The 26,902-nt window shown below is 29.1% G+C and carries 26 protein-coding genes and 1 pseudogene; 6 read left to right on the top strand and 21 right to left on the bottom strand.

Annotated features, from left to right (window positions below; genetic code table 11):
• A pseudogene (locus B0175_RS11300) lies at positions 1-123 on the bottom strand (peroxiredoxin); the annotation flags it as partial.
• 198 nt (positions 124-321) lie between these two features.
• On the opposite strand from B0175_RS11300, the gene B0175_RS02095 reads away from it, so the two are divergent.
• From B0175_RS02095 to B0175_RS02070, 6 genes are all read left to right on the top strand, one after another.
• Positions 322-594, top strand: coding sequence for an NADH-quinone oxidoreductase subunit I (locus tag B0175_RS02095; RefSeq protein WP_004510346.1), 273 nt, complete (start codon positions 322-324; stop codon positions 592-594).
• A 110-nt stretch (positions 595-704) separates the two neighbouring features.
• A complete protein-coding gene (ndk, locus tag B0175_RS02090; RefSeq protein ID WP_004510347.1) occupies positions 705-1,118 on the top strand; it encodes a nucleoside-diphosphate kinase in 414 nt (137 codons plus the stop codon).
• A gap of 27 nt (positions 1,119-1,145) precedes the next feature.
• Positions 1,146-1,523, top strand: coding sequence for a hypothetical protein (locus B0175_RS02085; protein WP_108527061.1), 378 nt, complete (start codon positions 1,146-1,148; stop codon positions 1,521-1,523).
• Between the two features lie 11 nt (positions 1,524-1,534).
• Positions 1,535-1,687: a 50S ribosomal protein L32 gene (gene rpmF, locus B0175_RS02080; protein WP_004510349.1), complete on the top strand. Its 153-nt coding sequence runs from the start codon at positions 1,535-1,537 to the stop codon at positions 1,685-1,687.
• Positions 1,687-2,691, top strand: coding sequence for a phosphate acyltransferase PlsX (gene plsX / locus B0175_RS02075; RefSeq protein ID WP_108527060.1), 1,005 nt, complete (start codon positions 1,687-1,689; stop codon positions 2,689-2,691). Before rpmF ends, plsX begins: the two co-directional genes overlap by 1 nt.
• A gap of 27 nt (positions 2,692-2,718) precedes the next feature.
• Positions 2,719-3,720: a beta-ketoacyl-ACP synthase III gene (locus B0175_RS02070; RefSeq protein ID WP_108527059.1), complete on the top strand. Its 1,002-nt coding sequence runs from the start codon at positions 2,719-2,721 to the stop codon at positions 3,718-3,720.
• Between the two features lie 16 nt (positions 3,721-3,736).
• On the opposite strand, the gene B0175_RS02065 is transcribed toward B0175_RS02070, so the two are convergent.
• The 20 genes from B0175_RS02065 to B0175_RS01970 form a co-directional block, all read right to left on the bottom strand.
• Positions 3,737-4,171, bottom strand: a complete 435-nt coding sequence (locus B0175_RS02065; RefSeq protein ID WP_108527058.1) for a hypothetical protein — start codon at positions 4,169-4,171, stop codon at positions 3,737-3,739.
• A 1-nt stretch (position 4,172) separates the two neighbouring features.
• On the bottom strand, positions 4,173-6,197 hold the full coding sequence (locus B0175_RS02060) for a dynamin family protein (protein ID WP_108527057.1): 2,025 nt from the start codon (positions 6,195-6,197) through the stop codon (positions 4,173-4,175).
• Positions 6,197-8,548: a dynamin family protein gene (locus B0175_RS02055; RefSeq protein WP_108527056.1), complete on the bottom strand. Its 2,352-nt coding sequence runs from the start codon at positions 8,546-8,548 to the stop codon at positions 6,197-6,199. The genes B0175_RS02060 and B0175_RS02055 overlap by 1 nt, the downstream gene beginning before the upstream one ends.
• A 97-nt stretch (positions 8,549-8,645) precedes the next feature.
• Positions 8,646-9,377, bottom strand: coding sequence for a fumarate reductase iron-sulfur subunit (locus B0175_RS02050; RefSeq protein ID WP_012012144.1), 732 nt, complete (start codon positions 9,375-9,377; stop codon positions 8,646-8,648).
• Positions 9,377-11,362, bottom strand: coding sequence for a fumarate reductase flavoprotein subunit (locus B0175_RS02045; protein ID WP_108527055.1), 1,986 nt, complete (start codon positions 11,360-11,362; stop codon positions 9,377-9,379). Before B0175_RS02045 ends, B0175_RS02050 begins: the two co-directional genes overlap by 1 nt.
• Positions 11,362-12,162: a fumarate reductase cytochrome b subunit gene (locus B0175_RS02040; protein WP_108527054.1), complete on the bottom strand. Its 801-nt coding sequence runs from the start codon at positions 12,160-12,162 to the stop codon at positions 11,362-11,364. The genes B0175_RS02045 and B0175_RS02040 overlap by 1 nt, the downstream gene beginning before the upstream one ends.
• Positions 12,163-12,358: 196 nt before the next feature.
• Positions 12,359-13,879: an NADH-quinone oxidoreductase subunit N gene (locus B0175_RS02035; protein ID WP_108527053.1), complete on the bottom strand. Its 1,521-nt coding sequence runs from the start codon at positions 13,877-13,879 to the stop codon at positions 12,359-12,361.
• Positions 13,876-15,363: a complex I subunit 4 family protein gene (locus B0175_RS02030; RefSeq protein WP_108527052.1), complete on the bottom strand. Its 1,488-nt coding sequence runs from the start codon at positions 15,361-15,363 to the stop codon at positions 13,876-13,878. The genes B0175_RS02035 and B0175_RS02030 overlap by 4 nt, the downstream gene beginning before the upstream one ends.
• A 1-nt stretch (position 15,364) precedes the next feature.
• Complete coding sequence (nuoL, locus tag B0175_RS02025; RefSeq protein ID WP_108527051.1) at positions 15,365-17,251, bottom strand: NADH-quinone oxidoreductase subunit L; 1,887 nt, start codon at positions 17,249-17,251, stop codon at positions 15,365-15,367.
• A gap of 1 nt (position 17,252) precedes the next feature.
• A complete protein-coding gene (nuoK, locus tag B0175_RS02020; RefSeq protein ID WP_004510363.1) occupies positions 17,253-17,564 on the bottom strand; it encodes an NADH-quinone oxidoreductase subunit NuoK in 312 nt (103 codons plus the stop codon).
• Positions 17,565-17,567: 3 nt separating this feature from the next.
• On the bottom strand, positions 17,568-18,089 hold the full coding sequence (locus B0175_RS02015) for an NADH-quinone oxidoreductase subunit J family protein (protein WP_108527050.1): 522 nt from the start codon (positions 18,087-18,089) through the stop codon (positions 17,568-17,570).
• The gene (locus tag B0175_RS02010; RefSeq protein ID WP_004510365.1) at positions 18,089-18,589 is read right to left on the bottom strand and encodes a NuoI/complex I 23 kDa subunit family protein; all 501 of its coding nucleotides are present in this window, start codon (positions 18,587-18,589) and stop codon (positions 18,089-18,091) included. Before B0175_RS02010 ends, B0175_RS02015 begins: the two co-directional genes overlap by 1 nt.
• A 1-nt stretch (position 18,590) precedes the next feature.
• On the bottom strand, positions 18,591-19,865 hold the full coding sequence (locus tag B0175_RS02005) for a complex I subunit 1/NuoH family protein (protein ID WP_108527049.1): 1,275 nt from the start codon (positions 19,863-19,865) through the stop codon (positions 18,591-18,593).
• Complete coding sequence (locus B0175_RS02000; protein ID WP_108527048.1) at positions 19,862-21,298, bottom strand: 2Fe-2S iron-sulfur cluster-binding protein; 1,437 nt, start codon at positions 21,296-21,298, stop codon at positions 19,862-19,864. Before B0175_RS02000 ends, B0175_RS02005 begins: the two co-directional genes overlap by 4 nt.
• A gap of 33 nt (positions 21,299-21,331) precedes the next feature.
• A complete protein-coding gene (locus B0175_RS01995; RefSeq protein WP_108527047.1) occupies positions 21,332-22,618 on the bottom strand; it encodes a citrate synthase in 1,287 nt (428 codons plus the stop codon).
• Between the two features lie 21 nt (positions 22,619-22,639).
• Entirely contained in the window at positions 22,640-23,890 is a 1,251-nt protein-coding gene (gene nuoF / locus B0175_RS01990) for an NADH-quinone oxidoreductase subunit NuoF (protein WP_108527046.1), read from the bottom strand.
• Positions 23,880-24,365 (bottom strand): complex I 24 kDa subunit family protein, encoded by a 486-nt coding sequence (locus B0175_RS01985; RefSeq protein ID WP_004510370.1) that lies wholly within the window; start codon positions 24,363-24,365, stop codon positions 23,880-23,882. The genes nuoF and B0175_RS01985 overlap by 11 nt, the downstream gene beginning before the upstream one ends.
• Positions 24,365-25,999: an NADH-quinone oxidoreductase subunit D gene (locus tag B0175_RS01980; RefSeq protein WP_108527045.1), complete on the bottom strand. Its 1,635-nt coding sequence runs from the start codon at positions 25,997-25,999 to the stop codon at positions 24,365-24,367. The genes B0175_RS01985 and B0175_RS01980 overlap by 1 nt, the downstream gene beginning before the upstream one ends.
• A complete protein-coding gene (locus B0175_RS01975; RefSeq protein WP_004510372.1) occupies positions 25,992-26,507 on the bottom strand; it encodes an NADH-quinone oxidoreductase subunit B in 516 nt (171 codons plus the stop codon). Before B0175_RS01975 ends, B0175_RS01980 begins: the two co-directional genes overlap by 8 nt.
• Positions 26,498-26,860 (bottom strand): NADH-quinone oxidoreductase subunit A, encoded by a 363-nt coding sequence (locus tag B0175_RS01970; RefSeq protein ID WP_108527044.1) that lies wholly within the window; start codon positions 26,858-26,860, stop codon positions 26,498-26,500. The genes B0175_RS01975 and B0175_RS01970 overlap by 10 nt, the downstream gene beginning before the upstream one ends.
• Between the last annotated feature and the right edge of the window lie 42 nt (positions 26,861-26,902).

The following is a 26,902-nucleotide window of genomic DNA, read 5'->3' as shown; positions in this document are numbered from 1 at the left end:
CCAAAAGAATAAAATTGCACCTTTCTCACCAATGTTTTCATATAAGTTAAAATTTTCTACAATTTGACCATCTGCAAGTACAGCTGTTGCTGTAAAATCTGGAGCTTTTTTTGTTACTAACATTTTTAATCCTTTTTTTTATTTAAATTGACGTAATTGTACAACAAAATTTTTAACAAAAAACTTTAATTTTACTTAAATTCTGAAATTTATGAAAAATATTATTTATAGAAAAAAATTATCCATTCTTTAAAATCTTAAAGATATTTTTATATATAGTGTGATAAAGTTTAGAAAATTTTAAATATTTAGGAGATTACAATGGCAGTAAAAATTACTGATATCTGTATTAGCTGTGATGCTTGTTTAGATGAGTGTCCAGTAGAAGCGATTGTTGATAATGATGATAATCCAACTGGAGAAGATACGTATTATGTATATGCTGATAAATGTGTTGAGTGTGTAGGTCATAATGATGCACCAGCATGTGCAGATGCTTGTCCAACTGAAGGATGTATAGTGTGGGATGAAGCAGGTTCTGGTTCTATTGAAAAAGAAGATAGAGGAACTCCAGGAACTCCTGTTGTTGAATAAATAAATTTTAATAATTTACAATATATTTGAAGGCGAGTATTTTTTTACTTGCCTTTTTTTATTTTTTTGGGTATAATCCGCGACTTAAAAAAAATTGAGGAATATAAACGATGGAACAAACATTATCAATCATCAAACCAGATGCAGTTGCAAAAAATGTAGTTGGTAAAATCTTAGACAGATTTGAATCAGCTGGATTAAAAATAGCAGCAACAAAAAAATTACAATTAAGCCAAGCAGACGCTGAAGCTTTTTACGCAGTTCATGCAGCTAGACCTTTTTTCAAAGATTTAGTTGAGTTCATGATTTCAGGACCTGTTGTAGTTTCAGTTTTAGAAGGTGAAAATGCAATGGCAAAAAATAGAGAATTAATGGGTGCAACAAATCCTAAAGAAGCAGCAGCTGGAACAATTAGAGCAGATTTCGCTGATTCAATTGATGCAAATGCAGTTCATGGATCTGATTCATTAGAAAATGCAAAAAATGAAATAGCTTTTTTCTTTGCACAAAGAGAAATTTGTTAATCATTTAATATAAGGATAACTTTTATAATGAAAATTGAATTTAAAAAAGTACCTCAAACTACAAAAGAATTAGTAACACAATTTAATTCAGTAGAAATTGAAGGTATTTTTTGTAGAATTTCAGCATCGTTAGTAAAAGTTGAAGCAGTATTAAAAGGTAATACGGAAATAGATTGCTGTAGATGTGGTATTTCAGAAATAGTAGAAGTTAATGAAAATCTTAAATTACTATTAAGTGATGGAATCTATAAAGGCAATGAAGAAGAATTTTTAGTAATAGAAATTGAAAATAGTTTAATTGACTTTGATGAAATTATTGAAAGTGAATTAAATAGTATAAAAACTGATTATTATATTTGTAAAACTTGTTTACAAAATAGTGATAATTTTGAAAAAGAATTTTAAGGAGAATTAAAATGGCAGTACCAAAGAGAAGAGTATCTCATACAAGATCAGCAAAAAGAAGAACTCATTATAAAATTACGTTAAAAAAACCAGTAAAAGATAGTGATGGTTCTTGGAAAATGCCTCATATGGTTAATCCAAACACTGGTGAATATAAAAACTAATGTTAAGAATAGCAATAGATGCAATGGGTGGGGACTTTGGTCCTGAACCTATAATTGAGGGTTTAGTTTTAGCTCTCAGAAAAAACAACAACTTCACAGCAATAGCAGTTGGAAATAAAGAACAACTTCTACCTCTTATCCCGCAAGGTTTATTACCAAGAATCGAAATCCTAGACACAAATGATGTTATTAGTATGCATGATAGTGCAACAGATGCATTAAAAAGAAAAGATTCTACAATTTATAAAGCAATAGAATTAGTTAGAGAAGGAAATGCTGATGCAGTAGTTTCTGCTGGACATTCAGGTGCTTCTATGTCTTTAGCAACACTAAGAATTGGAAGAATTAAAGGTGTTTCTAGACCTGCCATTGCAACACTTATGCCAACAAGTGAAAATCAAAATACTTTGGTTTTAGATGTTGGAGCAAATGTTGATAGTGATGCAAAAAATTTATTTGAATTTGCTGTTATGGGACAAGTTTATGCTCAATATGCATTAAGACTTGATGAACCAATAGTTGGACTTTTAAGTAATGGTGAAGAAGACAGTAAAGGTAATGAAGTTACAAAAGAAGCTTATAAATTACTATCTAAACTTCCAGGATTTGCAGGAAATGTTGAAGGTAGTGATATCTTTAAAGGAACTGTTGATGTTGTTGTTTGTGATGGTTTTATAGGTAATATTTTACTTAAAACTGCTGAAGGTGTTGCAGATACAATAGGTAAGATTATTAAAAAGAATTTAAAAAGATCTCTAATCTCAATTGCAGGCGCAGTTCTTATGAGAAAAGTGTTTAAAAACTTAAAAGTAAGAGTTGACTATGCTGAATATGGTGGGGCTCCATTACTTGGAGTAAAAGCACCTGTTATTATATCTCATGGAAAATCGAATTCAAAAGCAATTCAAAATGCAATATTCCAAGCAATTAATGCAGCGAGTTCAAATTTAGATAGTATAATAGAACAAAGATTAGTAGAATACAGTAATAATAAAATAGATTAATTACTGTAATAATTAAGGATATGTCTAATGATTTATGCAGCTTTTAGGTCTATTGGAGCTTATATTCCTCCAAAGATTATGTCAAATGCAGATTTTGAAAAAATAATTGATACTAGTGATGAGTGGATTACTAAAAGAACTGGTATTAAAGAAAGAAGAATTGCAAATGAAGGTGAAGCTTCATCTGATTTAGGTGCACGTGCTGCTGAAGTTGCTATTGAAAGAGCAGGTATATCTAAAGAAGAAATTGATTTAGTAATTTGTGCAACAGTAACTCCAGATTTTTTATGTATGCCTTCAACAGCTTGTTTAATTGCCGCAAAACTAGGACTTCCTAATGTTATGGCTTTTGATATAAGTGCTGCTTGTACAGGATTTGTATATGCACTTAATGTTGCAAAAGCATTTATTGAATCAGGAATGAAAAAAAATGTACTAATTGTTGGTGCAGAAAAGTATAGCGCAATTTTAGATTATACAGATAGAACGACTTGTTTTCTATTTGGAGATGGAGCAGGAGCAGCTATAATTTCAGCAACGAATGATAAAAATGAATCAATTATAGATATTAATTGCTCTAGCGATGGAAACTATGAAGATTTAATTAAAACACCTGGTGGAGGAAGTAAAAATCCTTGTAGTCAAGAAGTTTTAGAAAATAAAATGGCATGTATAAAAATGAAAGGAAATGAAACTTTCAAACTTGCAGTTAAAACTTTGACTTCTGATGTAAAAACAATGCTTGAAAAACATAATCTTACAAATGAAGACATAAATCATTTTATTCCTCATCAAGCAAATTATAGAATTATAAAAGCAGTAGGTGAAGCTTTAGATTTAAGTGATGAACAAACTGTTGTTACAGTTGATAAATATGGAAATACATCAGCTGCTTCAATTCCTATGGCTATGAATTATGCATTTGAACAAGGTAAAATAAAAGCTGGTGAAACAATACTGTTTGATGCTTTTGGTGGTGGACTTACTTGGGGAAGTGCTTTATTTAAATTTGCTCCAATTAAAAGATGAAATAAATTTTCATCTTTTAATTAAATTTTTTGTTATTTGGATTATTTTTAAATATATTAAACGAATTTTTTTCTAAATTATTGTTAAACTTTTCAACTGTGGCTACAGAGTTTAGATATAAAATTGAATCATCAACAACTATTTGAAAAACTGCATGAAGTGGTATCTTTACAATACTTCCAAAATTCTCATTTCCAAAACCAGCTTCAAAACTTAAGAATTCTTCATTTATTTCAATTGTTGTATATGTATAATTACTTAAAACAAATAATGAAAATTTGTGCAATTGTGATTTAATATCTTCAGGTAAAGCGGGATTAAAACTAATTGGAGTAATGTTTGCTGTTATTGAAAATTCTTGATTGTTATCCAATAAAAAAAGTATAATGTCATGAATTTGTTTATTAATTAAATCTTTGTAATTAGAGTTTTCTATAATATCTTTTAACATTTTATATCTCTTCTTTTATTCTTTCTAAGTCGTCTATTTTATTCAAATATTGTTCTTTTTTAGATAAAACAAAATTTATTCTGTCATCATTTATTTCTAAATATTGCTCTTTAGAATATTTTATTATTTTGAATAAATAATTTCTTTTTGAAGTTAAAAAATCTTCAATTTTCTCAAATCCAAAGTTTGCTTTTAATTTAGCAATAATTTCATCTTCTCTAGGATGAGAAATAGAAAATCTAGAAGGTTCTTTTTTATATAACTCTTCAGATTCACTTATTTGTTGTTCAAAATGAGCAATTGTTGCTTGTGTAGTTTGAATATATGAATATGATAATGCACCATTAAAATATGCAAATTTCTTTCTTAAAGCTGAAATATTTTCTAAAATAGCTCTATGAAAAGATTTTAAAACATTTTCATAAACTTTAGCAGCAAAGTGCCTAGTATTTGAAAATTCAATATCAGAAGCAATCTCTCTTTGTTTTCTTATAAGTTCATAAGGTTCTTGCCATTTAACAACATCATTTTTTATTATTCTGTACGCATCTCTGAAAGCTTCGTCACTGTTTAACTCAACATTTTTAAGTAATTTAATTGAACGTTTAAACATTTTGTCAATAGTTTGATCATCATAAAATAAAGCTTTGTAAATTGCATCTGAATCGATCCAAAAAGTTTCATATTCAAATTTTTCTATTTTTTCTCCAAATAAACCTTTTGACTCTTCAAATCTAATTGATTTTTTTCTTTTGATATTTTTATAAGTTTCATGAGCAATTTTTTCCATGATTGCTTCTAAAGAGTTATAAATAGTAAAAAGTTCTTTAGAGTATTTTTTCTGAATATTATCAAAATGTTCTATTACAGCTGGTTGACAATTTCTTAATATATCAACTAAAGCATCATAAACTTTTGTAATTGTTTCATACTCTTTTATTAAAATATCACAAAAACTTTTTAAATCTTTTTTAATTGCAAACTCTTTTGCTTCTGCTGCTTGTGGCCTTATAGTATCGTTAATAAAATCTAAAACATCTTGGATGTTTGATTCTTTTAAAAGTTCTGTATTTGTTGTAGCATCAACATTTTTAATAGAATTAATTTTATTTTTATATTCTTTAAAATGTTTTTCAAAAAAGTCTAAATCATCAACATTTTTTTCTAATAACTCTTTTTTGAATTGATTTATAATTTTTGTATATTCATCTTCAAGTAAAATATCTTTATGTTGAGCTCTACCTTCCAATGCCATCATTGCAGAAATAGGAACAACTTTTGCAAAATATTTTGAAAATTTTTCTTTTACATATTTTGTTGTTGTATCAACTTGTTCAGGGGTTAATTTATCCTTTTGATTTAAAACACATAAAGATTTATTTTTAAAATGTTGCATATACTCTTCTAAAACTTCAGCTTCAGATAGTTTTCCTGCATTATCTATTAGTGTTAACCAAATTATTCCACCAACATCTCTTAAAACTTTTCTCGTTGTATCTGTATCACTTTGTGATTGAGAATTAAGTCCTGGAGTATCAACAAAAGAGATATCTTTTAAAATTTCCATTGGAGCATAAAGAGTAAGATATTTTATATCTTTCATCTCATGTTCTCTTTGATCTGTAAAGTCTGCAATACTTTCAATTGGTGCAAATTCTTGAGCACCAGAATAGTAAGTGATTTTTAGTTTATACTCTTCACCATAGTTTATGAAATTTACTTTAGATGTAACAGGAGTAATCCCCGTTGGTAAAATATTTCTTGAAAGTAAAGCATTTAAAAATGTTGATTTTCCAGCACTAAATTGTCCTGTAATTGCAACTTCCATTGGATAACGTGCACGTTTAATTTGTTTATTTAAAATCGCTTTTAATTGAGTTGATGGAAAAAACTTTTCATCAAGAAGTTTATCTTGAATCTTTTTTATATCTCCAACTAAACCACTTTCGTAAACTGCTTCAACAACCGTATAAGTTTCTTTAAACTCATTAATAAAACTTTTTAATATATTTAGATTTGCACTCATTAATTTAATCCTTTAATAGTTGCAGAGATATTCTCAAGCTTTTTAATATTTTTATGAATATCAATAGATATAACATCTTTATTTTTATCATTTTCTTCAAATGAATTTAATTGATTTTGTAAAGTCTCTTCATCATTTTTAAGTTTTTGCTCAAATTGTTTTAATGGAGCATTTAATGTTGTAAAAAATGACTCAATTAACATGATACTTACTTTTTTTGCTTTTGCTTTTAAATCATCCTCAATTGCTGTAAATTGAGTAGAGATTAATGATTCTATTTCTCTATCAAGTTCATTAATTCTTGAATCTTTAGATTTTGAAACAGCATCAATTATTTGCGAAATTAAAACTTCATTATTAGAAGTTAAAAATCCTGATTTAAAATCTTCTTGGAAAAACCCTCGAGCATCAAAATTTTCATTTTTATGTCCAATTGCAAAACCTAAATCATGATATTTTTGTTCACACTGTTCACCAATAGTTTGAGATTTTTTAATAAATTTGTATCTATAATCTCTAATTACATCAATAATTCCATCTTTTATTGCAGTTTCAATTATAACTTTAATTCTAGAGTTTTCAGGTCTTTTTTTAGTTTTTTCAAAAGAGTATCTAACATCACTTATTACCCTTTGTCTAATAACAGTTTGCAAATCAATAAGTTCACTTTCTAAAAAAGTTTCTAAAGAAGTTACATAAGATTTTGCATCATTTTTATAATAAGTTATATCTTCATTCATTGCTTGAAAAATTCTAGTGTTTACAATTTTTTTCTTATTAAACTCTTCTAACTCTTTTTCTAATTCTTCTTTAGATTTTGATAATAAAGTTAATTCATAATTATTAAATGAGATTTGTTTTTCTATAACTTTTTGAAGCTGATTTTTTGTAGATTGAACAACTAATTCACCTTTTTGTGAATTTGTACCAAACAATGTTTCCATCAAATATTTTTCAATCTCTAAAATACCAGTATCTTCAATAGTAAATCCAGCATCAAGTGCTTCTTTTTCTCTACTTGTTCTATGTAATAATGCCATTCTTCCTGAAATAGGAATAAACTTGATAGTTTTCAGAATATAATCAAGTTGAGAATCTTTATTTTGTGCTTTTAGTTGTCTTTCTATTGAAGTTTTTGTATATTTTATAACTTCGTCTAACTGCTCTTTTGAAACTGTATCAGCTCTTGTAATAACAACCAAAAGTTTTGAAATATTTTGATAAAGTAGGGCATCAATTATAAATTCAACATCTTTTAGTGTTGCACTTTGCGATACATTCATAAGATGTATCATCATGTCACATTGACTGATATATTCTTTTGTTATTTCTTCTCTTTGAATAACTGGATCATCAAGTCCAGGTGTATCAACTATTTCTATACCATCACTTAAAAAATCAAGTTTTGAACCAAGTTCTACATATTTTACTAGATTACATTTTTTGCCACTTGCTTCTGCTGAAGTATATGAAGATAAATCTTTTATATCAATTTCATCAAATCTTGAAACAGGTCTAATATAGTTTTTTAAATTATCACCAAATATTTTATTTGTCTCTTCAACAAAATCTTTCATAGATTCCAATTGAGAAGCTGATTTATTTATTCTATCCCACTCTTGTTCATTCCAATAATAAACTTTTGCATTGTCAGTTGGATTGTGTTTTACTATTGTTAAGTTTGCAGTTTCAGGAACAACAGCACTTCCTAAAATTTCTCTTCCCATCAATGCATTTAGCATTGTAGATTTTCCAGCATTCATAACACCAGTAATTCCAATAGAAAATTTTTGATTATTTAAATAATTATGAGTATTTTCTAACTCACCTAAAATCTCTTTATTTGTTAAATCAGTTTTTAATTCATTGATGATATTTTCTAAATTATGTTTTAAATCTTTAAATGAAGATTTGTGTTCATCATCAATCTTTTCTACTAAAATGTGATTTTGATCTTCTATTACATTAAGTTCTTTTAAATCAAATAAAGATAAAAGTTTATTATAGTGTTCATTATTTATAATATTTTCATTCTTTAAATATTCAAAAGATGAGTGCAAAGTTGCTATATTATTTTTTGTTTTATTTTTTAAAATTGTATCAACAATATTGTGTTGCAAATGATTTAATTCAGATATATTTGAAGGAGATTTGACATTTATTTGTTGACATAAAGTTTTAAAAGAAGTAAGTGGTAAATATTTATCACAGTTTTTTCTTGTTGCACTAATAATTAGAGCAAATATTGTAAAAGTATCTTCATTTAAAATAGTATCAATTTCTTCAGTATCTAAATTTTGTTCAAATGTTATACCATGGTATAATAAAAAATAGTCATTAATTAAACTCATATAAAATCTCCCAAATAAAAAAAGTTAAATATCAAGTAATATGATATTTAACTTTTTCTATTTTTTCAGTTACGAAGGATAAAATCCTTCGTAATATTTATCTAAGTGCTACTAATTTTCTTCTTAAGTAAGCAATTTTGTTTTGTAATGGTAAATGTTTTGGACAATGATCTTCACAAGCCATTAATGACATACAACCAAAAATTCCATCATCATCACCAATTAGTTCATAGAAATCTTCTGCAGTTCTTTTATCGTGTGGATCAATATCAAATCTTGCAACTCTATTTAATCCAACTGGGCCAACGAAATTAGGTCTCATTAAAGCAGTTCCACAAGAAGCTACACAAATACCACATTCAATACATCTATCTAATTCAAAAGTATCATTTGCAACATCTGGATCAATTCTATCTTCTAATTTAGAAATATCAACTTCGTGGTCATTATGAATCCAAGATTCAACTCTTTTACTCATACCATCCATCCATTTACCAGTATTTACAGATAAATCTTTGATTAATTCAAATGCTGGCATAGGCATTAATTGTAATTTTCCAGAAGGATAATTTGAAACAAGTGTTCTACAAGCAAGTGATGGTTTACCGTTTACAACCATACCACAACTTCCACAAATACCAGCTCTACATACAAAGTCAAAAGATAAATCAGGATCTAAATTTTCTCTAATTTGTGTTAATGCAATAAAAAGAGTCATCCCTGGAGTTTCTTCTAATTTATACTCAACGAAGTGAGGTTTAGAAACCTTACTTCTTGGATTAAATTTTAGAACTGATATTGTAATTTCTCTACCTTTTTGTGTGCTCATTATTTATCTCCTGCTCTTTCATTTTTCTCTTTGTAGTTCATTGGTAAATCAAAAGGCATTAATGCATGTTGAATCTCGTGTCTATCTTTTCCTTCAGCTTGCATTTTTTCTGTTATTTCATCAACTTGAGCTTGTCTAACTGCTGATAAATCATGTTCTATAATCATACCTTTAGCACCATATCCTCTAAATGCTGGAGGCATTTCCATAGTCATAATGTCTAATGGCTCATAAGTGATTTCTGGTTCTAATGCATCTTTTGAAGGCCAAGATGTTAAAGTTCTATTTAACCAATTTGCATCATCTCTTTTTAAATAGTCTTCTCTGTAATGTGCTCCTCTTGATTCAGTTCTATCTCTAGCACCTTTAGCAACACAAAGTGCTACTTTTAACATTTTTGGAACTCTATATGCTTCTTCAAGTTCTGGATTTCCAGATCTTTCTTTTGATTTAATGTTGATTTTTTTAGTTTTTGCTAATAAGTCTTTTAACTCTTCAACAGCTTCTTTTAGTGGTTCTCCACTTCTAAAGATACCAACTTTTTCATCCATTAATTCTTTCATTCTATTTTTTATTTTGAAGATATCTTCATTTCCATTATAAGATAGAATTTCATCGATATAAGCTTCTTGCTCATCTAAGAATTTTTGTACAGTTTTAGTAGGAATAGTAACATCATTTTCTAAACAATAATCAGCAAAGTAGTTACCAATAATCATACCAGCAACAACTGTTTCAGAAACAGAGTTTCCTCCAAGTCTATTAAATCCATGCATATCCCAACAAGCAGCTTCACCACAAGCAAATAATCCTGCTAATTTTTGAGACTCACCAGTTGGTTTAGTTCTGATACCACCCATTGAGTAGTGTTGCATTGGAAGAACTGGAGCCCAACCTTTTGGACCTTCATCAGCTGGATCAATACCATTAAAGATTTGACAAATTTCTTGAACGTCTCTTAAGTTTTTCTCAATATGCTCTCTACCTAAAATAGAAATATCTAACCATACGTGATATCCATAAGGAGAAGGAACACCTTTACCATTTCTAATGTGCTCAATCATTCTTCTTGAAACAACGTCTCTTGATGCAAGTTCTTTTTTCTCTGGCTCATAATCAGGCATAAATCTATGACCATCAACGTCTCTTAAAATTCCTCCATCACCTCTACAACCTTCAGTTAATAAAATTCCTGATGGAACGATTGGAGTTGGGTGAAATTGAACCGCTTCCATATTTCCTAATGTTGCAATTCCAGTTTCAAGTGCAATAGCAGCTCCTGTTCCTTCACAAATAACTGCGTTTGTAGTTTGTTTGAAAATTCTTCCATAACCACCAGTTGCTATACATGTACCTTTTGCTACATAAGCTTCTAATTCACCTGTAATTAAATCTCTTACTATTGCTCCATAACATCTTCCATTTTCATGAATTAATGATAAAGCTTCTTTTCTATCTCTAATATCAACGTTATGTTTTAAAGCTTCATTTGCAACACCAAATAGCATTGTATGTCCAGTTGCATCAGCAGTATAACAAGTTCTCCATTTTTTAGTTCCACCAAAGTCTCTTGATGTAATTAATCCATGTCTATCTTCATCTTCTGTAATTGTTGTTTTTTTAGCATTAATAACAGCTTCTCTTGTTCCAGCTTTTACTCTTGACCAAGGAACCCCCCATGATGCTAACTCTCTAATTGCTTTTGGTGCAGTGTGTACAAACATTCTTGCAACATCTTGATCACATCCCCAGTCAGAACCTTTTACAGTATCAGCAAAGTGTAAATCTTCATTATCACCATCAGACATTTTTGAGTTACCTAAAGACGCTTGCATACCACCTTGTGCAGCAGCAGAGTGAGATCTTTTTACAGGTACTAAAGATAAAACTATAGTACTTAATCCTTTTTTTTGTGCAGCAACAGCAGCTCTAAGTCCAGCTAATCCTCCACCAATAACTAATGCATCACAGTAATTAATTTTCATTATGCGATTCCTCCAACACTTTTATTTGTTATATTGTAATTTATAATTTGTGCAGTCGGAGTATATCTTTGACCAACTGTTCCATTTTTAGCATTTTCATAACCTATTTTCATATAAGCAGCAAGTGAAGCAAATCCTAAAACTAAGAAAAATACTGTTAAAACCCATTTAACTTTTTTAAGAGCTTTTCTAGTTGCTTTTGGATTTTCTCCATCAAACCAACCCCATTTTACACATAATCTATAAAGACCAATTGTTCCATGGAATTCAACTGCTAATAATAAAAGAATATATAAAGGCCACATGTACTCTGACCAAATTCTATCAGCACTTTCATATGGACCAATATCTGCAGAGTTTGTCATAATTACATATAAATGAACAGAACCCAAAAAGAACATTGCGAAACCAGTAAATGCTTGAATAAACCAAAGTTTAGTATCATCGTGGTTCATACTTTTTGCATGTGCTTTTATAACTTGGTATTGTTTAAAATTACCAGGTAATTTTCTCATTCCTAAACCAGCATGTACGATAAAAATTGTAAATATAACAACTGCAACAATTGTAACTAATAAAGGATTTCCACCTTCAAAAATAAAGCTACCTTCTAATAATTTTGTAACTGCATACATAAAATCATTAGATACTAAAATTGAAGCAACTAACATCATATGTGCCCACATAAATAAAGCTAAGAAACCACCTGTAAAACTTTGGATAAAATCAAGTTTTGCAGGTAGTCTACTTTTCTTCCCTTCTTCCGTTTTCCCTAAATAACCTTCTATTAGGTCACTCATTTGCTATCCTTTCTTACGATTTTAGATTTCGTAAATAATAGCAAAATATAAGTTTAAAATTACTTCAATGGAAAGGCTATTTTTTCAGTTTTTTTGGTGTAAAAAGGCAAAAAAGTTACAAATTATCCCCCAAGGGGGATTTTATAGATATCTTATTAATAATGAGTATTAATAATTATGTTACTTTATAACACAATTATTTTATAAATAGAGATTGTACTGCTACTTGTGAGAAGTTTATTAAAGTATCAATATTCATTGCAGGAATGAAAAATACTATTGCTGAACCAATTCCACCTAAAACAGTTAAAATTGCAACAAACATTATCGCATAAGTTGAAACTCTTTTATCATCAAACTCTTCAGTTTTACAATTATTTGTTGCAGGATAAAAATACATCATCGCAATAAGTCTAAAATAATAATATACTGAAACAATAGTCGCGATTATTGCAATAACTGTAAGCACAGTATAACCTGAAGCAATTGCTTCAGTGAATACATAAATTTTACCAATAAATCCTATTGTAGAAGGAATTCCTGCAAGTGATAATAAAAATATTGTCATCATAGCTGCTAAAAATGGTCTTTGTTTTGCTAAACCTTTAAAATCATCAAATGTAACTTTTACATTAGTTTCTGAAATAATATGTGAAGTTAATCCAAATGCCCCAAGAGCAGATAATAAATAAGCAATTAAATAAAACATTACAGCATATGCTGAGTCAATATTTATCAAATGCCCATCTTTATAACCTAATGCAATAAATGCTAAAAGCAAGTATCCTGTATGAACTATTGAAGATGCAGCTAACATTCTTTTCACTATTTGTTGTGTTACTGCTAACCAAGTTCCAAATACTAAAGTTAAAATTACAATAACAGAAAGTATAGTGTCCCAGAAATCTATAATTGGAGATATATACTCTAATATAACTCTTAAGAAGAATGAAAAAATTGCAATTTTAAATGTTGATGCCATGTATGCTGTAATAATCATAGGAGCACCTCTATAAACATCTAGAAGCCACGATTGGAATGGAAATGCTGCAATTTTAAATAAAAATGTAAACAGAATTAAAGTTAAACCAATGTACACAAGTATCATATCTTGTTGACTTGCAGTTGCTATAAATGTTGAAACATCAGCTAAATTTGTACTTGTTGTTGCTCCATAAACTAAAACCATACCTAAAAGATAGAAAGCTCCAATAAATGAACCTAAAACTAAATATTTGAAAATTGCTTCAACTCTTTTTGAATCATCAGAATTATAACCAACCATAATATAAATAGAAAATGATGCAATTTCTAAAGCAATAAATGCTGTAATTAGTTCATTCGCTTGTGCTAAAATCATCATTCCAAATAGAGCAAATAATAAAATTGAGAAAAATTCACCTTTAAAATAACTTCTATTTTGGAAATAATGTTCCCCAATTAACAACGTTAATAAAGTTCCAGCAATTAATAAAATATTGAAAAAGTTTGAAAAACTATCAAAAGTTAAAACATTATTTAAAAAACTTTCATATGGTTGAACTGAAAATGAATTATTTACATTACTAAGTGCAAATAGTAAAGCAATAATTAAAAATATTGAAGATACAACAATATGATTTTTAATATTAAATTTATCATACATGCTCATAAACATAAGCACTAATGCACCAACTAAAATAGTAAGTGTTGGTACTAAATATAAAAATTGACTCATTTTGCTGCTCCAATTTGTAGAATATCTTGTAGGTAGTGTGTAACTGTTGGTTCAAATTTATCCATAAAAATTTCTGGATAAAATCCCATAACAAAAACTAAAATAACCCAAGGAGTTAATCCTATAATTTCTTTAATTTTTAAATCTCTCATTGTAAGTTCAGGTGCACCTTCTGGTCTATCTTGTAAAATAGCTCTTTGAAACATCCATAACATATATGAAGCTCCAATTATTACTGTAAGTGCTGAAATATACCCTAAATAAGCATTAAATTCATATATACCAAAGATTATTAAAAGTTCAGAAACAAATCCATTTGTTCCAGGAAGTCCAACGTTTGCAAATAACATAACTGCAAAAATAAATGTGAAAATAGGAGCTTTTTTAGCAATTCCACCTAAATCTTTAATTGTTTTAAATCCTGTTTGTTCTTGCATTAATCCTACAAGTAAGAATAAAGCACCAGTTGCAATAGCATGGGCAATTATTAAATATAAAGCACCATTTATACCATAAGCATTTAATGAAAAAATACCTGCTGATATGAAGCTAAGGTGTGACGCTGAAGAATAAGCAAACATTCTTTTGATATCATCTTGCATAAGTGCTGCAATTCCAAAATAGATTAATCCAAATAGACCAATAGCTACAAACCAAGTTGAAAACTCTACATAAATATCAGGGAAAATTGGAATCATAAATCTAACAATTGCATAAACTCCAAGTTTTGCCATAATAGAAGATAGTAAAAATACTGCTCCTGTTGGTGCATTTTTATAAGTTTCCATAATCCATGTATGTAATGGGAAAATTGGAATTTTTATTGCAAATGCAGCTAAAAACGCTAAAAATAACCAAGCTTTTGTAGAATAATCAAGAGTTGAAATTGTCATTAATTTATCGTATGCAAACGACCAAGTTCCAAATTCACTATAATAAGCAACTCCAAGATATAAAATTGCTATTAACATTAAAAGTGATCCAGCCATTGTATAAACAGTTACTTTTATTGTTGTAAATACCTTATTACCAAATCCATATTGTCCAATAAGTAAAAAAACTGGTAAAAGCATAATTTCCCAGAAGAAATAGAATAAAACTACATCTAATGCTAATAAACTTCCTGTAACTCCTGTTTGAACTAAAAGCATATTTATCCAATATCCTTTAGTTTTACCTTCCCATAATAATAAATAAGAAGTAGGAATAAGTATAGCAATCATCATTAAAATTGTAAGAGAAAAACCATCTAATCCAACATAATAGTTAATTCCATAAGTTTCAATCCAAGACACATTTGTAACAAATTGCATACTAGAATTTGGGTCAAATTCAATATAGATTTTTAAAACTAAAGCTAAAATAACAGTTGTTGTTAAAAAAGCTATATTTCTAATTGTATTAACATCTCTTGTTGTTATCATTAAACCAAATGCAACAACAGCAGGTAAAAATATAATAAACGAAAGTATATCTGAACTCATACTATAATCCTAGTGTAATATATAAATATACAAAGATACAAGTCATTCCAATAAGCATAAACACAGCATAGAATCTAACATTTGCATTTTGTATCATAGCTACTTTTTTACCAACATTTACAAAAGAGATTGATGATTTCATAATAAACGCATCAATTATTTTATCATCAACAACTTTATCTATAAATGTCGAAATAGCTTTTGCTGATTTAACAAATAAGAAGTCATAAAGTTCATCAACATAAAGTTTTCTACCAACAAAACCAGTTTCAGTTTCTTCTTTTGATAGGTCATAATTTGCATATCTTTTATATGCAACAAAGATACCACAAGCTGCAACAACAACAGATAATATCATTAAAATATATTCTGTTGAATGATCTAAGTGGATAACTTTTGAATTTAATTGTCCAAGCCAAGTATCAACAAAATGATTTCCTCCAAAAATAGAAGGAAGATTTAAGAATCCTGCTCCAACTGCACCAATAGCCAAGATTAGAAGTGGTAAAGTGATAGTTTTTGAAGTATAAACATAATCAACATCATGATGATTTGGTGCAACAAAAACTATGAAATACATTCTAAACATATAATATGCTGTTAAGAATGCAGTAAATAAAGCAATTCCATAAATTAAATATTCTCCTTCTTGGAAAGCTGCTGCTAAAATAGCATCTTTTGAGAAGAATCCAGAGAATGGTGGAATTCCAGAAATTGCAATAACCCCAATTAGGAATGTTAATCCAATAATAGGAAGATTTGCTCTATGTTTTGCAATTTTAAATATATTTTGTTCGTGATGAAGTGCTATGATAATCCCACCAGCTCCCATGAATAACATTGCTTTAAAGAAAGCATGTGTAAATACGTGGAACAGTCCAGTTGAATAAAAACCTAAACCAACAGCAATAAACATATATCCTAATTGACTCATTGTTGAATAAGCAAGAATTTTTTTGATATCTGTTTGTTTAGTTGCAATAACTGCAGCAAGTAGGGCAGAAATTGCTCCAACATAAGCTATAAATAATCCAATTTCTTCAATTCCAGCATATAAGAAGTGGAATCTTGCAACCATATAAACCCCAGCTGTTACCATCGTAGCAGCGTGAATTAAAGCTGAAATTGGAGTTGGTCCTGCCATTGCATCAGGTAACCAAACATAAAGTGGAACTTGAGCTGATTTTCCCATTGCTCCTACAAAAAGCAAAAATCCTGAAAGAATCAATAAACTATTTGTAGTATTTCCTATATTTGCTTCAATAGTTCCAAATGATAAATCAACTTGACCTAAAGCAAAAAATAAAGTTACAACACCAAGTAAAAATCCAAAATCACCAACTCTGTTTACTATAAATGCTTTGTTTGCAGCAATAACATTGTCTTTACTACCATAATAAAATTTGATTAAAAGATATGAACAAACTCCAACACCTTCCCAACCAATAAATAAAATGATTGGATTATCTGCTAATACAAGAATTAACATTGAAGCTAAGAAAAGGTTAAAGTAAGCAAAGAACTTACCAAATCCATCATCACCTTTCATATAACCAATTGCATAAATATGAATTAGCCAACCAACAAAAGTTACAAACATAGACATAAAGATTGACAAATTATCACCTAAAAATGCCATTTCAATATTTAATTTATCAACATTTAACCAAGTAAAAATATGTTGTTTAAATATGATTTTTTCTTCAAGCATTCTTAGGAATAAACTTAAAGTAATTAAGAATGAAATTAATGGAGTAATAGTTCCAATTAAAGCAAAATAATTTTCTGAAATTTTACTTTTTTTAATATGATAGAAATATAATGAACCATTAAGTATAGCACCAAATAAAGGAGCTAAAATAATCCAAACTAAAGCAGATGTATTCATATTAGTTTTCTCCTTGAGTTAGAGATGTAAATACATCTGTGTTTAAAGATTTTTTTGATCTAAATAATAAAATTATTACTGATAAGAAAATCGCAGCTTCAGCAGCAGCAATTGAAATAACCATAACTGTAATAATTTGAGGGTCAATATTAAAATGATATCTAGCAAATGTTATTAAAAATAGGTTTATACCATTTAGCATCATTTCAATTGACATATATATAACAAAAATATTTTTTCTTGCTATAACACCTATTGCTCCGATTGAGAATAACATCATTGAAACAAAGGCATAAGAAGTAAGTGATACCATAAATTAGTCCTCCTTGCTTATAATTTTAGATTTTCTTTTTTTTGCAAGAACAACTGATCCAACAAGTGCAATTAAAAGTAAAATTGATATTAATTCAAATGAAACAATCCAATGATTATAAAGTTCTATTCCAACAGGTTTTATATCTCCAAAATCACCTTGAGCTATATTGAAATCTTTTTCAGGAAGATTTGAAACTGCTTTTAAAACTAAAACATTCAAAGGAATCATAATAACAGCACCAAGTGCTATTAACTTATATTTATTTGGTTCATGTGGTAAATCTTCTTCTTTAATATTTAAGAACATTAAAATAAAAAGAATTAAAGTCATAATTGCACCAGCATAAACTATAATTTGAACTAAAAATAAGAAAGTTGCATTTAAAAGTGCGAACATACCTGCAACACTTAACATTGTAATTAATACACCTAATGCACTAAACATTGGATTTTTATATACAATCATAGCAATAGCACCAGTGATTGCAAAAAATGCTAAAGCAATAAATATTAAATCAACCATTATTTTAAATCCTTTGATCTTTCATTAGCCATTAAAGCTTTTTTGTCTAATACAAAATCTTCTCTTTTTGACGCTGTAAATGAAAAAATTCCTGTATCCATTCTAATCGCATCACAAGGACAAGCTTCAACACAATATCCACAGAATACGCACTCTAATAAATCGATTTTAAACTCTTTAGGTCTTTTCTCATTGTGTTCATCGAATCTTTCTTCAGCTTCAATAAAGATACATTCAGCTGGACATGCAGTTGCACACATAAAACAAGCTACACATTTTTCACTACCATCATCAAACTTTGTAAGTCTATGAACACCTCTATATCTATCAGTAATATCTGTTGGTTGAACTTCTGGATATTGTAAAGTATTGATACTTTCTACATCTTTTAAATTTTTAACAAAATGTTTAAAAGTTGTTTTCATTCCACCTGCAATACCAGGTAAATATAATCTATCTTTAAACGATTTACCGTGTCTTTGTACTACTTTTATTCCCATATTAATTTCCTACAACAACTATAATCGCAGTTATTACGATATTTAAAAGAGCTAACGGAATTAAAACTTTCCAACCCAACATTTGTAATTGATCATATCTAAATCTTAAAACAGTCCATCTAACCCACATATAAACAAAAACCATCATAAAAAACTTAATTAAAAAAGTTCCAATTTGAATAACAGCAGTTGCTATATTTACACCATTTGTTCCAAGTCCATTAACTAAAAAAGAGATTAAGAAACCTACAACGATTATACAAATTGACCAAAATAAAACAGTTAATATCTTTGTCTCTTTTAATCTTGATTTATCTTCACCGATAGCTTTATTATTCTTTTTCATCCATTTTGTAAAGATGAATATTTTAATTGGAAGTAAAATAATAATCGCTAAAATTACGTAATTGATATTTGCTTGAATTGTTTGTGTATCCATCCAAGGAATTTGATATCCACCAAAGAATAAAGTTACAATGATTGCACTTGATGCACTCATAGCTGCATATTCTCCAACTTGGAAAAGACCAAATTTCATAGCACTATACTCTGTATGATAACCTGCAACAATTTCAGATTCACCTTCTGCTAAGTCAAAAGGAGCTCTATTTGTTTCTGCAAAAGAACAAACAATAAAGATAATAGCAGCTAGTGGTTGAATAAAAATTCCCCACATTGGAATAATTCCTAAATAAGTTCCACTTTGAGCATTTACCATATCTGTTAAATGAATTGAACCATAAGAGATAATCATAGAAATAATTGCTAATCCCATAGCAGCTTCATAAGAAATAACTTGTGCTGAAGCTCTAATTGAACCTAGAAGACCATATTTGTTTTCAGATGAATATCCACCTAAAATTATTCCATAAACACTAAGTCCTGCAAATGCAATAAACCACATAATACCTAATTGGTTTGGAATTGCTTGCATAATATGAGATTTATCATCTATTACTAAAACATCTGCATAAGGAACTACTGCAAAAGTTAAAAAAGAACATAAAAATACAATAACAGGAGCTATTGTAAAGAAAAACTTATGTTTTATATGAGAAGGAGTGAAATCTTCTTTAAACACAAGTTTAAGCATATCTGCAAGAGCTTGAATAAGCCCACCTAATCTCATTGGTCCAATATTACATCTATTTGGACCACTTCTATCTTGAATAAAACCACAGATTCTTCTTTCCCACCAAACCCAAAGAGGAGTTAGTCCAACTGCAAGAACTACGGCTAGAATAATATTTACAAGAATTATAATTATATCACTCATAGAGTTCCCTTCTCAATCATTGATTTTAAATCTTCTATTATTGTTGTTATAGTTTTTATTGGTTCATTTTTATTCATTTTTGAAACCACTTTTTGTTTAATTCCATCACAATTTATATATGTTCCAGTTTTTTCATAAAAAGATGCAACAGGAACGGCTATATTTGAATAACCAATTGTTAAACAATGATGACTAAAGAAAGAGATAACTTTTTTATTTTCAAGAAGTTTTAGATTATTTTCAAAATAACTATTTTCAATTATAACAACCAAAGAAGAATTATTTAATTTTTCTTCAAAAAATTCTTTAGTTTCATCAATTTCTAACTCTTTAAATGAAGCTCTATTTGCACTTCTATCACTATTTCTTAAATAATCATCTCCAAAATTTTCATCAATTGTATTTGGAGAATATCCACTAACAGAAATATTTAATTTTGAAGCTAGATTTTTAGTATTTAATATCTCTTCATAAGAAAGACTTGGACTTAGTAAAATTAAAATATTTTTATTTGTTGATAACTCTTTAAAAATAGAAGCATTTACGCTATTCATATCTGATTCATTTTTGTTAATTAGAGGAGTTTCAAATCTATTTTCATTCTCTTTTGTATAAGATAATCTTCCCTCATCACACATAAACCAACCATTAATAGCTCTATTTACTCTAGGTCTAAATCTATAAATTACATCGTCTTTATATTTTTCTTTTCGATGATCAACATAAATATTACATGCTTTAGAACAGCCATTACAGATTGCATCAAAACTTTCTAAAAACCAAACTCTTTGTTTAAATCTGAAATCTTTGCTTGTTAATGCACCTACTGGACATAAATCAACAACATTCATAGCATACGGATTATTTAAAGGACGACCTGGAAAAGTTCCAATAACAGAATGATCTGCTCTACTTATAACTCCAAGCTCATTTGTTTTTGTTATAGTTGAACAGAATCTTACACATCTTGTACAAAGTACACATCTTTCTTGATCTAGCATTACATTAGAACCAAGATCTACTCTTTTTCTTGCATGATTTTTTGCTTGAAGATTTACTCTTGAATCATAAAATCCTGATTCCATATAGTAGTCTTGTAATTTACATTCCCCTGCTTGATCACATGTAGGACAGTCAATTGGGTGATTTATAAGTTCAAGTTCTAAAATATCTCGTCTAACTTTTTCAATATTTTGACCTTTTGTTCTTACTATCATTCCATCTTTCACAGGTGTATCACAAGCGATTTGTGGTCTTTTTTGACCTTCAATCTCAACCATACACATTCTACAATTTCCATCTTTTCCCAACGCTTGATGATAACAAAAGTGAGGGATATGAATATTTTCATCTAATAATTTATCAATAAGCAAACTACCTTTGGTAGCCTGCATTTGAACACCATTAATTGTAATATTAACAACTTCAGCCATAAATAATACCCCTTACACTCTGTTTAATTTTTTTTACTTACCTGTATATAATTGTCTTGGTCTTGCAATTTTATGTTTTGGATCTTGTTTTAATTCAGACCATTGAGCTAACCATCCTGGAGTTCTACCAATAACAAAGATTGGTGTAAACATTTCAACAGGAATTTTTAAAGCAGTTAAAATTACACCTGAATAGAAGTCGATATTTGGATATAAACCTCTTTCTTTGAAATAATCGTCACTTAAAGCAGCTTTTTCAACAGCAGCTGCGATATCAAGAAGTTTTGAATCAAGATTTAATTTTTCTCTTAATTTATCTTGTAATCCTTTTAAAGTTTCAGCTCTTGGATCTCTATTTTTATAAACTCTGTGTCCAAATCCCATTAATCTAAATGGATCATTTTTATCTTTTGCTTTTGCAATATAAGTTGGAACATTTTTAATATCACCAATTAATTTTAATTGATCCATAACTTTTTCATTAGCTCCACCGTGTGCACTTCCCCATAAAGCCGAGATACCAGAAGCAATAGCTACATAAGGGTGAGCTTCAGTAGAACCAACATTTCTAACTGTTGTTGTTGAAGCATTTTGTTCGTGATCAGCATGTAAAGTTAAGATTGCATCAAGTGCATCAACTTCAATTTGTGTGATTTCTTGATTTTTTCCATCACCTAAATATTTCATTCTTCCACCTGGATATGCTCTTAGCATATATAAAAAGTTTTCAGTAAAATATCTATTAACATCTGGGTAAATTAGTGGTGTACCAATAGAATTTCTATATGCCATAGCTGCAATAGTTGGCATTTTAGCTAAAATTCTTCTTCTCATAATTTTGAATGCATCTTCATCTTCTAAATGTAAGTGATCTTTATAAAAAGCAGATAATGCCATAGTAGCTGCTCCCATAGTTGCCATTGGATGTGCACCATCTGGTAAAGCATCAAATAATCTAATAATACCTTCATTTAAAAATGATCTATGTCTAATTTCTAAATCAAAACTTTTTGACTCTTCTTCATTTGGTAATCTTGCGTTCATTAATAAGTGAGCAACATCTAAAAATGAGTGTTTCCCTGCAAGATCAGCAATATCATAACCTCTGTATCTTAGTTCAGAGTTTTCTCCATCAATAAATGTGATTTTTGATTCGCAAGAAGCAGTTGAAGTGTAACCTGGGTCATAAGTAAACATTCCAGAATCTTTATAAAATGTAGAAATATCTACAACGCTTGGTCCTCTAGTTCCATCAACTATATTATACTCATAAGATTTACCATTTCTATTATCCGTAAAAGTCATTGTATTTTTTGGCATTTTTTTTCCTTTTTTATTAAATTAGTTTTTGAGATATGCTTTAAATTCTTCAGGGAATTTTTTTACGATACTTGCAATAATATCTTTTACTGCTGGTGCAAAAACACAAACTGTTTTTCCATTTAGAGTATCACAAACATCTAGTATAGTTTTCAGATCTTTGTCTGAAGCCTCACCAGCTATAACTTTTTTTAGAATTTTATCAATCCAACCAGTTCCTTCTCTACAAGGAGTACATTGTCCACAAGATTCATGGTGATAGAATTCAATGATGTTTTTTGCTACATCAACCATTGAAGTATCTTCATCAATTACTATCATTCCACCTGTACCTAAAGTTGAACCAATATCCCACATTGATTCATAGTCCAATACAGCTTTTTCTACTTCAGAAGCTGTTAAAATTGGACATGATGAACCTCCTGGAATTATTGCTTTTAGTTTTTTCCCTTCAAGCATTCCTCCACCAAGAACATTTAGAAAATCTATCATTTTATTTCCATAAGCTATTTCATAAACACCTGGATTTTTAACAGGTCCTGAAATAGCAAAAAGCATTGTTCCTGGAGATTTTTCTGTACCGTATTTTGTATAACCTTCTGCTCCATTCTCAACAATATTTGGAACTGAAGAGATAGTTTCTACGTTATTTACAGTTGCAGGATTATCAAAGAACCATTCGCACTCTTTTCCATGTGGTTTAAGTCTTGGATGACCTCTTTTACCTTCTAAAGATTCAATAAGTGCTGATTTTTCACCACAAATATAAGCTCCACCACCTCTATGAACTGTAATATCAACTTTAAAATCATATTTATCCATGATTTTATCACCAATAATTTTTGCTTCATAAGCTTCTTTTATAGCTTCATTTAATCTATCTATAAAAAATTTATATTCACCTCTTATGTAAATATAAGCGTGATTTGCTTGTATTGCCCAGCAAGTACAAATAATTCCTTCTATTAAAATATGCGGATCATATTGGAAAATTTGTCTATCTTTAAAAGTACCTGGTTCACTCTCATCCCCATTTACTATTAAATATCTTGGTCTTTCATCAACTGGTGGCATAAGTTCCCATTTTGGTCCACAAGCAGCTCCACCACCACCTTTTCCTCTAAGTCCTGATTTTGTAACTTCAGCAGTTACTTCTTCAGGTTTCATTGTAAACAACTTATCTATAGAAGAATATCTTCCATTTGCTAGAGCAACTTCTAATTTATGAGAATTTGGGATATCAAAATTTTTACTTACGATTTTAGTTAGCATTTTTGCACTCCCAAATTATTTTTTCTAATTTTTCTTTTGTTAGTTTTCCATGATAAACATTATTTAATGCAATCATTGGTGCATCACCACAAGCACCTTGACATTCAACTTCTGTAAATGTAAATAAACCATCAGCACTTGTTTGTCCAGATTCTAAACCTAATACATCTTTTATATATTGTTTAAGTTCTTTTGCTCCACAAACCATACAAGAAACTGTTTTACATAATTCAATATGATATTTTCCTATTGGTTTTAAGTTAAACATTGTATAAAAAGTTGCAACTTCATATACTTGAATAGGAGTTTTTCCTAATCTATCAGCTACATATACCATAGCTTCTGGACTAACCCAACCTTCTTGTTCTTGAACTAACCAAAGTGCAGGCAACATACAAGAATCTATTTTAGGATATCTTGATACGTATTCTTGGAATTTTATTTCATTTTCGCTTGTATATTTAAAACTATTCATTATCTATCAAACTCCCCTGCAATAAAGTTCATACTAGCCATCGTAACAACAGCATCTGCAAGCATTGTTCCCTCAACAATTTTTGAATAAGCTGCTAAAGAGTAAAAACATGGTGGTCTACATTTTACTTTATATGGTCTACCACTTCCATCACTTACAATGAAAAATCCTAATTCTCCATTTGCAGCTTCAGTAAAGCTATAATATTCACCTTTTGGAACTTGGATTCCTTCAAAAGTTAATTTGAATTGATTCATTAAACTTTCAATATTTCCATAAACATCTTTTTTAGAAGGAAGAATAACACCTGGTGCATAAACATTGATTGCCCCATCTGGAAGATTTTTCATAGCTTGTCTAATAATTTTTGTAGATTGTCTCATCTCTTCAAATCTACACATCATTCTGTCATAAACATCACCATGACTTCCTATAACTACATCAAAATCAAAATTTTCATAACCGTAATATGGTTTGTCTTTTCTTAAATCGCAAGCAACACCAGCTGCTCTTAAATTTGGTCCAGAAATACCATTTCTTAAAGCAAAATCAGCTTTTATAACTCCAACATCTTGTGTTCTATCATGATATATTCTATTGTGAGCAATTAAAGATAAAGCATCTTCAACACCTTTTTCAACTGCTTTTAAAACTTCTTCTAAGTCTTTATCAAATCCATCATATAAATCAAACTCTAAACCACCAATTCTTGTATAAGTGTTAGTTAATCTAGCTCCTGTTAATTTTGATAATAAATCGTAAGCCATATCTCTTGGTGAGAAAAGATACCAGAAGTTTGTAAGTCCACCTAAGTCAACCATATTTGCAGCATTACAAACAAGGTGATCCAAAATTCTACTTAATTCACCAATTATAACTCTTATCATTTTTGCTCTTGGAGTTATTTCTATTCCTAACATCTCTTCAACAGCTTTTGAATAACCAATGTTATTTAAAATCGCACTACAGTAGTTTAATCTGTCTGTATAAGGAATAATTTGTGAATAAGTATGATGTTCACAGGCTTTTTCAAAACCTCTATGTAAATAACCAATTTCTGTTACACAAGCTGTGATTGTTTCACCTTCCATTGCAACAAAGTTTCTAATTGTTCCGTGACTTGCTGGGTGTGATGGACCAACATTTAAAAGCATTAAATCATCAATTTCTTCTTTTTTGTAACCTTTAGATTCAAGTTTTGGAACCATTTCGTCCATTAAATCTTCAGTTTCTGTACAAATTTGACCTTTTGTAATTTTATAATCTTTTCTTAAAGGGTGACCAATAAATTGGTGATGATTTAAAACTCTTTTTAAGTTTGGGTGACCAACAAATTTTATTCCATATTGATCAAAAGTTTCTCTTTCTGCCCAGTCTGCTGATTCATATAAGTCATAAAGTGAATCAATTTCTAAAGTATTATCATCTACGTAAGATTTTATTGTAATTTCTTTTGTAAAAGTTGAATCTCTTAAAATATAAATAACTGCAAATCTTGAAGGAGTAACGTCAGGAAATTTTAAATAATCAACAGCAGTAACATCTAATAATATAGTGTAGTTTTCTTCATTTTTCAGTTTTGAAATAGTTGATTTTAACTCTTTTGAATCAATTAACATATCACAATTAAGCATCTAAAAATCCTTTATACTCTTTTACTCTATCTTTTATAATTGATTCTGTTTTTGCTTTTTCTTGTATTCTCATAATAGCATCAAGAACAGCTTCAGGACGAGGAGGGCAACCTGCTACATATTCATCAACAGGAATAATTTCATCAATTCCTTGAACTGTTGTATAGTTATCATAAAAACCTCCACTACAGGCACATGCTCCCATAGAGATAACCCATTTTGGTTCACACATTTGTTCATAAATTTTCTTTAAAATAGGTGCTTGCTTATACGAAATTGTTCCAGCAACGATTAATAAATCAGCTTGTCTTGGAGAAAATCTTACAACTTCTGCTCCAAATCTAGAAACATCATATTTTGCACCAGCAACTGCCATAAACTCAATACCACAACAGGCTGTTCCAAATGCCATTGGCCATAAAGAATATGATCTTCCCCAATTTACAGCGTGATCAAGTCTAGTTGTAACAATAGAATCACCTAATTTTGATTCAACTCCTAATCCCATGATAAAGCCTTTTTCTTATAAATATAAATTAATCCTGCAAATAATAATCCCATAAAAATAAACATTTTAAATAATCCAGCATATCCTAATTCTACAACATTTATTGCCCATGGAAACATAAAAATAATCTCTACGTCAAATAGTAAAAATGAAATTGCAACTAAATAAAATTTTATTGAAAATCTGATATTTGTAGTTCCTATTGGAGTTGTAATACCACTTTCATAAACACTGTTTTTAATTTCAGAGTTTTCATTTCTTGGACCAATAAATTTTGTTAAAACAAAGACACTAGCAAGAACTATTGCTATTGCAATGAAAATTGTGGAAGCTAATATTAATTCCGTTGACATTTTTCTTTTCCCTACTTAAAATTTAGTCGTAAGGTGATTGTA

Origin of the sequence: Arcobacter lacus, from assembly GCF_003063295.1 — a bacterium.
Lineage (GTDB): Bacteria > Campylobacterota > Campylobacteria > Campylobacterales > Arcobacteraceae > Aliarcobacter > Aliarcobacter lacus.
Note: the sequence above shows the minus strand (reverse complement) of the source record. Positions and strands in the feature narration are given on the sequence as shown.